This is a genomic window from Streptomyces sp. NPDC001796, assembly GCF_042892355.1.
In the GTDB taxonomy this organism is placed as follows: domain Bacteria; phylum Actinomycetota; class Actinomycetes; order Streptomycetales; family Streptomycetaceae; genus Streptomyces.
On sequence record NZ_JBIAUC010000004.1, the window covers coordinates 72,588 to 84,663 of the forward strand.

Sequence of the window (12,076 nt, forward strand, 5' to 3'; positions counted from 1 at the left end):
CCCTTCCTTACGTCACTTGGCGGCTGCGGCCGGGGTGTCCTCGCCGAGCAGCTTGCCGTCAGAGGTCTCGAACTGCTTCTTGAACTCCGCGACGGCGTCGTCGATCGCCTGGATGGTGTCGTCCGACATCTTGGCGCCCTCCTTGATGGAGGTCATCAGACCCTGCTCCTTGCGGTGCAGGTAGTCGAGGAGCTCCTTCTCGAAGCGGCGGATGTCGGCGACCGGAACGTCGTCCATACGGCCGTTGGTGCCGGCCCAGATGGAGACGACCTGGTCCTCGGTGGCCATCGGCTCGTACTGGTTCTGCTTCAGCAGCTCGACCATGCGCGAACCGCGCTCCAGCTGGGACTTCGACGCGGCGTCCAGGTCGGAACCGAAGGCGGCGAACGCCTCCAGCTCACGGAACTGGGCGAGGTCGACGCGCAGACGGCCGGAGACCTGGCGCATCGCCTTGTGCTGGGCGGAGCCACCGACGCGGGAGACCGAGATACCGACGTTCAGGGCCGGACGCTGACCGGCGTTGAACAGGTCGGACTCCAGGAAGCACTGGCCGTCGGTGATGGAGATGACGTTGGTCGGGATGAACGCCGAGACGTCGTTGGCCTTGGTCTCGACGATCGGCAGACCGGTCATCGAACCGGCGCCCATGTCGTCGGAGAGCTTGGCGCAGCGCTCCAGCAGGCGGGAGTGCAGGTAGAAGACGTCGCCCGGGTAGGCCTCGCGGCCCGGCGGACGGCGCAGCAGCAGCGACACGGCGCGGTAGGCGTCGGCCTGCTTCGACAGGTCGTCGAAGATGATCAGGACGTGCTTGCCCTGGTACATCCAGTGCTGGCCGATGGCGGAACCGGTGTAGGGCGCCAGGTACTTGAAGCCGGCCGGGTCGGACGCCGGGGCGGCGACGATCGTGGTGTACTCCAGCGCGCCGTTCTCCTCCAGCGCGCGGCGGACGCCGGCGATGGTGGAGCCCTTCTGGCCGATGGCGACGTAGATGCAGCGGACCTGCTTCTTCGGGTCGCCGGTGCGCCAGTTGTCGCGCTGGTTGATGATCGTGTCGATCGCCAGGGCGGTCTTGCCGGTCTGGCGGTCACCGATGATCAGCTGACGCTGACCACGGCCGATCGGGGTCATCGCGTCGACGGCCTTGTAGCCCGTCTCCATCGGCTCGTGCACCGACTTGCGCTGCATGACCGTGGGGGCCTGCAGCTCGAGGGCGCGGCGGCCCTCGGTCTCGATCTCGCCGAGGCCGTCGATCGGGTTGCCGAGCGGGTCGACGACGCGGCCGAGGTAGCCCTCGCCGACTGCCACGGAGAGCACCTCACCGGTGCGCTGCACCGGCTGCCCCTCCTCGACGCCGCTGAACTCGCCGAGGACGATGGCACCGATCTCGCGCTCCTCGAGGTTGAGGGCGAGGCCGAGGGTGCCGTCCTCGAACTTCAGCAGCTCGTTGGCCATGGTCGAGGGCAGGCCCTCGACCTTCGCAATGCCGTCACCGGCAAAGGTGACCGTGCCGACCTCCTCGCGCGAGGCCGCGTCCGGCTTGTACGACTGGACAAAGTTCTCCAGCGCGTCCCGGATCTCCTCCGGCCGGATCGTGAGCTCCGCCATCTGGGTTCCCTGCTCTCCTTGTTGGGCCCGAAGTTTCTGTGGGGGTTCTGGGGGCGCCCCCCAGAAACTCTGCATCCTCTGCACGGCCCAACCCGGGCCGTAGTACTGCTTGTGGAGTTGTGCTAGCTCGCCATGCGGCGGCCGGCGTCCTCGAGTCGGTCCGCGATCGCACCGTTGATGACCTCGTCACCGACCTGCACCCGGATCCCTCCGACGACCTCGGGGTCGACGTCCAGGTTGAGGTGCATCTGGCGGCCGTAGAGCTTGGCCAGTGCGGCACCGAGGCGCCGCTTCTGGGTGTCGCTCAGCGGGACCGCCGAGGTGACGACGGCGACCAGGCGGTCACGGCGGGCGGCGGCCAGCTTGGACAGGGACTCGATTCCCGATTCCAGGCTACGTCCCCGCGGCGCGGTCACAAGGCGCGTGACCAGACGCTCGGTCGCGACGTCGGCGCGACCGCCGAGCAGCCGGTGCAGCAGCTCGATCTTGGCCGGGGTGCCGGCGGCACGGTCCGTGAGCGCGGCGCGCAGCTCGGTGTTCGAGGAGACGATCCGGGCGAACCGGAACAGCTCGTCCTCGACGTCGTCCAGCGTGCCCGCCTTCTCGGCGGCGGTGAGGTCGGCGAGGTTCGCCAGCTCCTCCAGCGCGTCGACCAGGTCGCGCGACTGCGACCAGCGCGAGCGCACCATGCCGGACAGCAGGTCCACGACCGGCCCGCCGACCTGGCCGCCGAGCAGGCTCTGGGCCAGTCCTGCCTTGGCCTCGCCGGCCCGCGCCGGGTCGGTGAGGACCCGGCGCAGCGACGCCTCGCGGTCGAGCAGCGCGGTGACGGCGGCCAGCTCGTCGGCGAGCTGCGCCGCGTCCACGGACGTGGAGTCCGTCAGCGCGTCGAGACGCTCGCGTGCGGCTGCCAGGGCCTCGCGGCTCGCTCCGTTCATCGCGCGGCCTCGGCCTTCTCCTCGAGCTCGTCGAGGAAGCGGTCGATCACGCGGCTCTGCCGGGCGTGGTCCTCGAGGGACTCGCCGACGAGCTTGCCGGCCAGCTCGGTGGCGAGCCTGCCGACGTCCTGCCGCAGGGTCTGCGAGGCGGCCTTGCGGTCGGCCTCGATCTGCGCGTGACCGGCGGCGATGATCTCCTCACGCTGCCGCTGGCCTTCCGCGCGCATCTCGGCGATGAGGGCGGCGCCCTGCTCCTGCGCCTCCTGGCGCAGCCGCGCGGCCTCGTGCCGGGCTTCGGCGAGCTGAGCCTTGTACTGCTCGAGCACGCTCTGGGCCTCGACCTTCATGGCGTCGGCCTCTTCGATGCCGCCTTCGATCGCCGCGCGACGCTCCTCCAGAACCTTGTTGATGTTCGGAAGCAGCTTCTTGCTGAGGAAGAAGAAGACGATGGCGAAGGTGACGAGGCCGATGACCAGCTCGGGGCCGGGCGGGATGAGCGGGTTCTGCTGCTCCTCCGCGGCCAGCATCAGCTGCTGAGTCAGCTGCATGTCATCAGTGCCTTTCCCTTAAGGGGGGTGGGTCGCCGGCCGCGGTTTACTTGTAGGTGTAAACGAACGGCATGACGATACCGATCAGGGCGAGCGCCTCACAGAAGGCGAAGCCCAGGATCTGGTTGGCGCGGATCAGGCCGGCGGCCTCGGGCTGACGGGCGAGGGCCTGGGTGCCGTTGCCGAAGATGATGCCGATGCCGATGCCGGGACCGATGGCGGCGAGGCCGTAGCCGACGGAGGCGATGGAGCCGGTGACGGCGGCAAGGGTCTCAGTGGCAGCCATGCTGATTCTTCCTTCTCTTTCAAGGACCGGTGGGGGTTGGCCACCGGACGTCTGGTGAGGAGCGTTCGGACGGGGGGCTCAGTGGTGCTCGGCGAGAGCGCCCTGAACGTAGGAGCAGGCCAGAAGGACGAAGACGTACGCCTGGACGGCCTGGACGAAGAGCTCGAACATGATCATGACCATGGCCATGACGAACGAGACGGCACCGGCCGCGGCCAGCCAGCTGTTCATCAGGTACCAGCTGGCGACGGTGAACATCACGAGCAGTAGGTGACCGGCGAACATGTTGGCGAACAGTCGCACCGCGTGGGTGAACGGCCGGACCAGCACGTTGGAGAAGAACTCGATGGTTACGACGAGGGGCAGCACCGCGCCCAGCGACTTGTCGTAGCCGGTGAGGTTCTTCATGCCCCCGACGAAGCCGTGCTTGCGGAAGGTCAGGATCATCCACGTCAGGTACACGATCGCGGCGAGGGCGGCCGGGTAGGCAATGATCGACGTCACCGGGAACTGGGCGACCGGGATGATCGACCACAGATTCATGATCCAGACGAAGAAGAAGATGGAGACCATGAGCGGGACGTACTTCTCGCCCTCGGTCTTGCCGAGCGTCTCGTAGACGATGCCGCGGCGCACGAAGTCGTAACCGGCCTCGCCGACCATCTGGAGCTTGCCCGGCACCACCTTGGCCTTGCTGAAGGCGGCCCAGAAGAAGCCGACGACGACGACGGTGGTCACCAGAGCGAGCAGCATCGGCTTGTCGAAGTCGATGCCGCCGACCGTGAACATCGGCTTGAAGATGAAGGAGTTCAGACCCGGCGAGGGAAAGCCGCAGCCGTTCTCGGCGAAGACGCGGCAACTCCAGTCAAAGGCGAGCGTGGTCTGGTCAGCACTCACCGCGGGCTCCTTCGGCGTGACGCATGGATACGGCAACCTCGTTGTGTCGGCGCGGCGCGCAGCCGCGGATCGGCACCGGACTGGTGTTACGGATGTGGGGGCGGCTGGGGGGCATCGAGCCTCGCGTGTGAGCAGGCGTCAGCTCAGATGCCCGCGCCCGCGATGCCGCAGTTGGCACCGGACGATAGCAGGAGATCTCACACGTCTTTATCCCGGCCCTACCCCTCACGACGGATGCCCCGTCTTCTGGGGGCTCCCGCCCTTCTGGGAGTCGGGTTCGACGTAGAAGATTTTGGCCTTCATGTGCGCCCGGGCCTGCGCGATCATCCACCCGACCGTCGCGGCGATGAGTGAGAACGCGAATGCCCTGCCGTTGAAGAGCGAGGTGCCCTTGAAGAGAGCCAGGAAGATCATGAGCAGGAGGAGCTGGGCGACGTAGAGCATGAGGCCCATCGCCTGGAAGAGCTGCGGAAGCGTCCTCGCCGTCCACTGCAGCACATACAGACCGATCCCCATGAAGAGGATGGCGAGCACCACGCCGACGGCCGCCCCGATCGCCCCCTTGCCGCCCGCGACGCCCCCGCTGACAGCGACAGCGACGACGCCGACCGCTGCTACGGGCACAGCGATCTGCAGAAGGTTCCGGGCGTCATTGGACGGCATGGCGGCAACTCCGCTTTCACAGGGGGCAGGGTGTCGTCATGGACGAGCGTAGTCCCGGGCCGAGCGAAGTCCGCACGCCAAGGGGCCGTCACATCCGGACCCTCCGGCTCTATCCCGGGGTTCTCGTGAACCGTATCACAAACTATTTGATGCGGTCTTTACCTAGGTGGTGTGCCAGCTGTCACACATGAGAGTGAATCTGCCCGTCTGCGCGGACACGGGGGCGCCTTGTCTGGTATTGCAACGCTTTGCGCCCCCACGAAATGGCAACGCGCTCGTCAGATTCTTACCTTGCACGTCAGCGTGACGACTCCGCCCGGCTGCGGTCCATCCGCGCACGGGCGCCGATGGCAGTGGCTCCGTTGACGCCCGAGACGCCTGCGACCACAGGGGTGCGGCGCTCCCCCGGCCGTGCCTGCCCGCTCTCGGCGTACTCGGTGAACGCGGCGGCCGGCAGCGCCTTCGCTGCGGTACCGCGCCGGCGGCGGTAGCGCGGAGGCACGAAGGACTCGGCCCACCGCGGGGCGCGCGGCGTGAACCGCGGCAGCAGGAGCAGCACCAGACCGACCGCGCTGAGCACCACGATGCCGAGCACGATCCACAGGGACGCGGAGTTCACGGAGTAGCCGAGGGCGCCGAAGGCGATGAGTGCCGACCAGAAGTACATGATCAGCACGGCGCGGCTGTGCGAGTGCCCGATCTCCAGCAGCCGGTGGTGCAGATGACCGCGGTCGGCGGCGAACGGGGACTGGCCGCGCCAGGTACGGCGCACGATCGCGAGGACCAGGTCCGCGGCCGGGACGGCGATGATCGTCAGCGGGAGCAGCAGCGGGATGTAGACGGGGACGGTCTGGTGGACCGTCGCGCGCTCCGAACCGGAGAAGAGGTTCATCGCGTCCGGGTCGACCTGCCCCGTGATCGAGATGGCGCCGGCGGCGAGCACGAGCCCGATCAGCATCGATCCCGAGTCACCCATGAAGATCCGCGCCGGGTGCATGTTGTGCGGCAGGAAGCCCAGGCACATGCCCATCAGGACGGCCGCGAAGAGGGTGGCGGGGGCGGCGGCCTCGAGCCCGTAGCCGTACCAGATCCGGTACGCGTACATGAAGAACGCCGCCGACGCGATGCACACCATGCCGGCGGCGAGACCGTCGAGACCGTCGACGAAGTTGACCGCGTTGATCGTGATGACGACCAGCGCCACGGTCAGCAGGGTGCCCTGCCAGGGGGTGAGCGAGACCGTGCCGACGCCCGGGACCGGCAGCCACAGAATGGTCAGACCCTGCATGACCATCACACCCGCGGCGATCATCTGGCCGCCCAGCTTGATCAGGGCGTCGATCTCGAACTTGTCGTCCAGCACACCGATCAGCCAGATGAGGGCCGCTCCGGAGAGCAGCGCCCGGGGCTCGTTGGACTTGGCGAAGACCTCGTTGAGGTTCTTGAGGTGGTCGGCGACCAGCAGGCCCGCGCACAGGCCGAAGAACATGGCGATCCCGCCGAGCCGGGGCGTCGGTTCCCGGTGCACGTCCCGGGCCCGGATCTCCGGCATCGCTCCTGCCACGATCGCGAATTTGCGTACCGGCCCTGTCAGCAGATACGTCACCGCGGCCGTGATGCAGAGCGTCAGCAGGTATTCACGCACGGGCTTCCCCACAGGTCTCGCTGGGCGTCCTCAGCCCCACACCCTAGCTTCGCGTGCATATGGTTGAGGACTCACGGGTAGCGAAAATGGTTGCACGTGTGGCTGTGTATAACGCGCGCCTACCCCTCATCGCCCGGGATACGGCGGAAATCCCTCGGTGAGATCCCGCACTTTCTCGCGTGCCGTCCTGGCCTCCGTCTCCTGGCGCAGCACGGACGCGAACAGGGCCGCCACATACGCCATTTCCCTCTCGCCCATGCCCTGTGTCGTCAGCGCCGCGGTGCCCATGCGCAGGCCGCGGGCGTCGCCGTGCGGCAGCGCACAGCAGTCCAGGACCATCCCGGCGGCGGCGAGCAGCCCGCGCGCGCCGCGGCCGTCGACGCCCAGTGGCGCCGGATCGGCGACGATCAGGTGCGTGTCGGTGCCGTCGGTCGTGATGTGCAGCCCCTCGGCCGCCAGTCCCGCCGCGAGCGCCCGGGCATTGGCGACCACCCGGTGGACGTACGCGGCGAAGGCGTCCGTCGCCGCCTCCCCGAACGCGACGGCCTTGGCCGCGATGGTGTGCATCTGCGCGCCGCCCTGGGTGAACGGGAAGACGGCCCGGTCCACGCGCTCGGCCAGTTCGCTTCCGCACAGGATCATGCCGCCGCGCGGGCCGCGCAGCACCTTGTGGGTGGTGGCGCAGACGATGTCGGCGTACGGCACGGGACTGGGCGCCGCTCCCCCGGCGACGAGCCCGATCGGGTGCGCGGCGTCGGCGATGAGATACGCCCCCACCTCGTCGGCGACCTCCCGGAAGAAGCCGTAGTCGATGTGGCGCGGATAGGCGATCGACCCGCACACGATGGCCTTCGGGCGGTGCGCACGGGCCAGGGCGCGCACCTGCACATGGTCCATGAGCCCGGACTCCGCCTCGACGCCGTAGCCGACGAAGTCGAACCAGCGGCCGGAGAAGTTGGCGGGCGAGCCGTGCGTGAGATGTCCGCCGTGCGGCAGCCCGAGGGCGAGCACGGTGTCGCCGGGGCGGAGCAGGGCGGCGTACGCGGCGAGCATCGCCGACGATCCCGAGTGGCACTGCACATTCGCGTGCTCGGCACCGAAGAGTGCCTTGGCCCGCTCCACGGCGAGGCGCTCGGCGACGTCGACGATCTCGCACCCGCCGTGGTGCCGGGCGCCGGGGTATCCCTCGGCGTACTTGTTGGCGAGCGGGGACCCGAGGGCGGCGAGCACCGCCGGCGAGCTGAAGTTCTCGGCGGCGATCAGTTGCAGGGTCGTCGACTGCCGTGCCAGTTCCCCGAGCAGGAGCTCGGCCATCTCGGGGTCCTGCCGCCGCAGGACGTCGGCCTCGAGGGTGGGGATGACCGCCATGGTGAGCTCCCGGGCGACGACGGGGACGTAGCACCAATGTAGGCCCGGGGAACCGGCCCCGCCCGGCGTCACGCCGCTGGGAACAGTCGTGCCGCCACCGCGGTCGCCGCAGGCAGGCGTGCCTCCCCTCGGCAGCCACACCCCGGCACCGCACACCTCCGGGCGCCCGGGAGCCACGGCACCCTAGGTCCGCGCAGGGACCCCCGTCAGCGCCGTCACCACCGGCTCCAGCGCCTGATGGATCTCGTCCCCGATCGCCCGGAAGAACGGCAGAGGCGCCCCGTACGGGTCGTACACCTCGTCCGCCTCCGCCGTCGGCGCCAGCAGCCACCCGCGTAGAGCCGCCGCAGCCCGCACCAGCGCACGCGCACGCGCGACCACACCCTCCTCCAGGGGCGGCAAGGTGGCCGGGTCTATCGCGCGCACCAGCCGTGTGAACTCCTTCAGGGTGAACGTGCGCAGCCCCGCCGAGTGCCCCATGGAGATGACCTGCTGCCGGTGGTCCCGCGTGGCGGTCAGCACCAGGTCGGCCCTGATCACATGCTCGTCCAGCAGTTCCCGCCCCACGAACCCGGAGGCATCCGCCCCGAAGTCCGCGAGGACCGCCTCCGCGTTCGCCTCCATGGGCGCGCCCTCATGGCCCCAGGTGCCCGCGCTCTCGACGATGACCCCGCCCCACAGCGGGTCGCCGAGCCGGTCCGCCAGGGCGTGCCGGGTCAGCCGCTCGGTGATCGGCGAGCGGCACACGTTGCCGGTGCTGACGTGGAGGATGCGGAAGGTGTCGCGGGGCGGACCCGGCTCGGCCAGGTCCCCCCTCTCGTCCCCGTTGCCTATGCCACGCATGGGGGTGCCCCCTGCTCGAGCGAAGCCGAGAGCTTGGGGGAGCCAGGGGCCGTCAATTCGCCACCTCGAGGTCGGGTACGACCTTGCGCAGCTCCTCCGGCGACAGGGCGCCCTCGCGCAGCAGCACGGGCACCTTGCCGGTGACGTCGACGATCGACGACGGCACGTTGCCGGGGGTGGGGCCGCCGTCCAGGTAGACGGAGACGGAGTCGCCGAGCATCTCCTGCGCGGCGTCGCACGTCTCCGGCGCCGGATGACCGGTGAGGTTCGCGGAGGAGACCGCCATCGGCCCGACCTCCGTCAGCAGCTCGATCGCGACCGGGTGCAGCGGCATCCGCACGGCGACGGTGCCCCGGGTGTCCCCCAGGTCCCACTGCAGCGACGGCTGGTGCCTGGTGACCAGCGTGAGGGCCCCCGGCCAGAACGCGTCCACCAGTTCCCACGCCATCTCGGAGAAGTCCGTGACGAGGCCGTGCAGCGTGTTCGGGGAGCCGATGAGGACGGGTGTGGGCATGTTGCGGCCCCGGCCCTTGGCCTGGAGCAGGTCGGCCACGGCCTCCGAGGAGAACGCGTCGGCGCCGATGCCGTACACCGTGTCGGTCGGCAGCACCACGAGTTCGCCACGGCGGACGGCTGACGCGGCCTCGCGCAGACCCGTCGCGCGGTCGGTCGCGTCGTTGGTGTCGTATCGCCGTGCCATTGTCAGCTGGCCTCCTCGTACACGTACTGCTGGGGGAAAAGAGTCTCAGGGATGCTCACGGCAGCGCCTTGCGGGCGGTCGCGAAGCGCGGGCGGTTGTTCAGGTCGGGGTGGTCCGCCGCGTCCGCCCAGCCCCGCTCCTCGGTGAAGATCCACGGCACCTGGCCGCCCTGGGTGTCGGCGTGCTCGATGACGACGACACCGCCGGGGCGCAGCAGCCGGTGCGCGGTGCGCTCGATGCCCCGGATGAGGTCCAGGCCGTCCTCGCCGGAGAACAGGGCCAGTTCCGGGTCGTAGTCCCGGGCCTCCGGGGCCACGTACTCCCACTCGGTCAGCGGGATGTACGGCGGGTTGGAGATCACCAGGTCGACCTGTCCGTTGAGGTCCGGAAACGCGTCCCGGGCGTCTCCCTGACGCAGGTCGACCCTGGAGCCCGCCATGTTCTTGCGGGTCCACTGCAGGGCGTCCTCGGACAACTCCACGGCGTGCACGCGCGAGCGCGGCACCTCCTGCGCGAGGGCGAGCGCGATGGCGCCGGAGCCGGTGCACAGGTCCACGATGCACGGCTCGACGACGTCCATGGCCCGTACGGCGTCTATGGCCCAGCCGACGACCGACTCGGTCTCCGGGCGCGGCACGAACACCCCGGGCCCGACCTGGAGTTCCAGGTACCGGAAGTAGGCGCGCCCGGTGATGTGCTGGAGCGGCTCGCGCTGCTCCCGGCGCGCGATGACCTCCCAGTAGCGGGCGTCGAAGTCCGAGTCCTTCACGGAGTGCAGCTCGCCCCGCTTGACGCCGTGCACGAAGGCGGCGAGCTCCTCCGCATCGTTGCGCGGCGAGGGCACGCCGGCGTCGGCCAGCCGCTGGGTGGCCTGGGCCACCTCCGCGAGCAGCAGGTTCACGCTGGTCCTCCGGTGCTGTGTACGGGCCTGGTGCGGCTGGTACGGAGCCTTACGCGGCGGCGGCGAGCTTGGCGGCCGAGTCCGCGTCGACGCAGGCCTGGATGACCGCGTCGAGGTCGCCGTCCAGGACCTGGTCCAGGTTGTACGCCTTGAAGCCGACGCGGTGGTCCGAGATGCGGTTCTCCGGGAAGTTGTAGGTGCGGATCTTCTCGGAGCGGTCGACGGTGCGGACCTGGCTGCGGCGGGCGTCGGCGGCCTCCTTCTCCGCCTCCTCCTGCGCCATGGCGAGCAGCCTGGAGCGCAGGATACGCATGGCCTGCTGCTTGTTCTGCAGCTGGCTCTTCTCGTTCTGGCAGGAGGCGACGACGCCGGTCGGGATGTGCGTGATGCGCACCGCGGAGTCGGTGGTGTTGACGGACTGGCCGCCGGGGCCCGAGGACCGGTAGACGTCGATCCTGAGGTCGTTGGGGTTGATCTCCACGTCGACCTCCTCGGCCTCGGGGGTGACGAGGACACCGGCCGCGGAGGTGTGGATGCGGCCCTGGGACTCGGTCGCGGGCACGCGCTGCACGCGGTGCACCCCGCCCTCGTACTTCAGCCGGGCCCACACGCCCTGGCCGGGCTCGATCTGACCGCGGGCCTTCACCGCGACCTGGACGTCCTTGTAGCCGCCGAGCTCGGACTCGGTGGAGTCGATGATCTCGGTCTTCCAGCCGACGCGCTCGGCGTAACGCAGGTACATGCGCAGCAGGTCGCCGGCGAACAGAGCGGACTCGTCGCCGCCCGCGCCCGCCTTGATCTCGAGGATGACGTCCTTGTCGTCGCTGGGGTCGCGCGGGACGAGCAGCAGGCGCAGCTTCTCGGTCAGCTCCTCGCGCTGCTTCTCCAGCTCCTTGACCTCGGCGGCGAAGTCCGGGTCGTCGGCGGCGAGTTCCCGCGCGGTCTCGATGTCGTCGCCGGTCTGCTTCCAGGAACGGTACGTGGCGACGATCGGGCCCAGCTCGGCGTAGCGCTTGTTCAGCCTGCGCGCGCCCGCCTGGTCCGCGTGGATCGACGGATCCGCGAGTTTCTTCTCCAGGTCGGCGTGCTCACCGACCAGTTCCTCGACCGCCTCGAACATCTCCGGCTCCCTGAAATGCCCCCTGCCCGGCCGGGGCATGGGGACGTGTGTACGACGAACAATGGCTGCACCGCAAAGCGCCGGCCCCGGTGCCCCCGGCGAAGGGGGCACCGGAGACCGGCGCTGTGGGCTCGCTACTTCTTGGCAGCGGCAGCCTTGCCGAAGCGGGCCTCGAAGCGGGCCACACGGCCACCGGTGTCGAGGATCTTCTGCTTGCCCGTGTAGAACGGGTGGCACTCGGAGCAGACCTCGGCCCGGATGGTGCCGGACTCGATGGTGCTACGGGTGGTGAACGACGCGCCGCAGGTGCAGCTGACCTGCGTCTCGACGTACGCGGGGTGGATGTCGCGCTTCAAGGTGTCTCCTAGTTTCCGGGAGGGCGCCGGGTCGCAGCCGCGGGATGCGGGTGCGTGAACCGGAGCCGACGTACCAGTCTGCCAGGACTGGCGCCATCCCCCAAAACCGGGGGATGGGCTCGTGTATTCCCCAAGGGTGGAGGGGTGGGTTCGCCCACCGGGGGGCCACCTCGTCGCCGTGGGCCGGTGCGGGCTCGATGGGGGGT

13 protein-coding genes are annotated in these 12,076 nt (G+C 69.6%); all 13 read right to left on the reverse strand.

All coding sequences use genetic code 11. The features are described from left to right. Positions 1–12: 12 nt before the first annotated feature. Positions 13–1,605 (reverse strand): F0F1 ATP synthase subunit alpha, encoded by a 1,593-nt coding sequence (gene atpA, locus ACFYZE_RS09965; RefSeq protein ID WP_388990720.1) that lies wholly within the window; start codon positions 1,603–1,605, stop codon positions 13–15. A 122-nt stretch (positions 1,606–1,727) separates the two neighbouring features. Beyond that, positions 1,728–2,543, reverse strand: coding sequence for a F0F1 ATP synthase subunit delta (locus ACFYZE_RS09970; RefSeq protein ID WP_388990722.1), 816 nt, complete (start codon positions 2,541–2,543; stop codon positions 1,728–1,730). Continuing rightward, positions 2,540–3,091, reverse strand: coding sequence for a F0F1 ATP synthase subunit B (locus ACFYZE_RS09975; RefSeq protein WP_263232107.1), 552 nt, complete (start codon positions 3,089–3,091; stop codon positions 2,540–2,542). The genes ACFYZE_RS09970 and ACFYZE_RS09975 overlap by 4 nt, the downstream gene beginning before the upstream one ends. A 46-nt stretch (positions 3,092–3,137) precedes the next feature. Beyond that, the gene (gene atpE, locus ACFYZE_RS09980; RefSeq protein WP_018571456.1) at positions 3,138–3,377 is read right to left on the reverse strand and encodes an ATP synthase F0 subunit C; all 240 of its coding nucleotides are present in this window, start codon (positions 3,375–3,377) and stop codon (positions 3,138–3,140) included. Between the two features lie 78 nt (positions 3,378–3,455). Beyond that, positions 3,456–4,274, reverse strand: coding sequence for a F0F1 ATP synthase subunit A (gene atpB / locus ACFYZE_RS09985; RefSeq protein ID WP_200419335.1), 819 nt, complete (start codon positions 4,272–4,274; stop codon positions 3,456–3,458). A gap of 225 nt (positions 4,275–4,499) precedes the next feature. Beyond that, the gene (locus tag ACFYZE_RS09990) at positions 4,500–4,937 is read right to left on the reverse strand and encodes a hypothetical protein (RefSeq protein ID WP_388990724.1); all 438 of its coding nucleotides are present in this window, start codon (positions 4,935–4,937) and stop codon (positions 4,500–4,502) included. 298 nt (positions 4,938–5,235) lie between these two features. Next, positions 5,236–6,582: an MraY family glycosyltransferase gene (locus tag ACFYZE_RS09995; protein WP_388990726.1), complete on the reverse strand. Its 1,347-nt coding sequence runs from the start codon at positions 6,580–6,582 to the stop codon at positions 5,236–5,238. Between the two features lie 126 nt (positions 6,583–6,708). Continuing rightward, the gene (glyA, locus tag ACFYZE_RS10000) at positions 6,709–7,950 is read right to left on the reverse strand and encodes a serine hydroxymethyltransferase (protein ID WP_388990728.1); all 1,242 of its coding nucleotides are present in this window, start codon (positions 7,948–7,950) and stop codon (positions 6,709–6,711) included. Positions 7,951–8,133: 183 nt separating this feature from the next. Beyond that, positions 8,134–8,793: a protein-tyrosine-phosphatase gene (locus tag ACFYZE_RS10005; protein ID WP_388990730.1), complete on the reverse strand. Its 660-nt coding sequence runs from the start codon at positions 8,791–8,793 to the stop codon at positions 8,134–8,136. A gap of 52 nt (positions 8,794–8,845) precedes the next feature. Beyond that, positions 8,846–9,493, reverse strand: a complete 648-nt coding sequence (locus ACFYZE_RS10010; RefSeq protein WP_388990732.1) for an L-threonylcarbamoyladenylate synthase — start codon at positions 9,491–9,493, stop codon at positions 8,846–8,848. 55 nt (positions 9,494–9,548) lie between these two features. Continuing rightward, entirely contained in the window at positions 9,549–10,394 is an 846-nt protein-coding gene (prmC, locus tag ACFYZE_RS10015; RefSeq protein WP_103838595.1) for a peptide chain release factor N(5)-glutamine methyltransferase, read from the reverse strand. A 49-nt stretch (positions 10,395–10,443) separates the two neighbouring features. Beyond that, positions 10,444–11,514 (reverse strand): peptide chain release factor 1, encoded by a 1,071-nt coding sequence (gene prfA / locus ACFYZE_RS10020; protein WP_388990734.1) that lies wholly within the window; start codon positions 11,512–11,514, stop codon positions 10,444–10,446. A 134-nt stretch (positions 11,515–11,648) separates the two neighbouring features. Continuing rightward, the gene (gene rpmE / locus ACFYZE_RS10025; RefSeq protein WP_103838593.1) at positions 11,649–11,870 is read right to left on the reverse strand and encodes a 50S ribosomal protein L31; all 222 of its coding nucleotides are present in this window, start codon (positions 11,868–11,870) and stop codon (positions 11,649–11,651) included. Positions 11,871–12,076 lie beyond the last annotated feature (206 nt).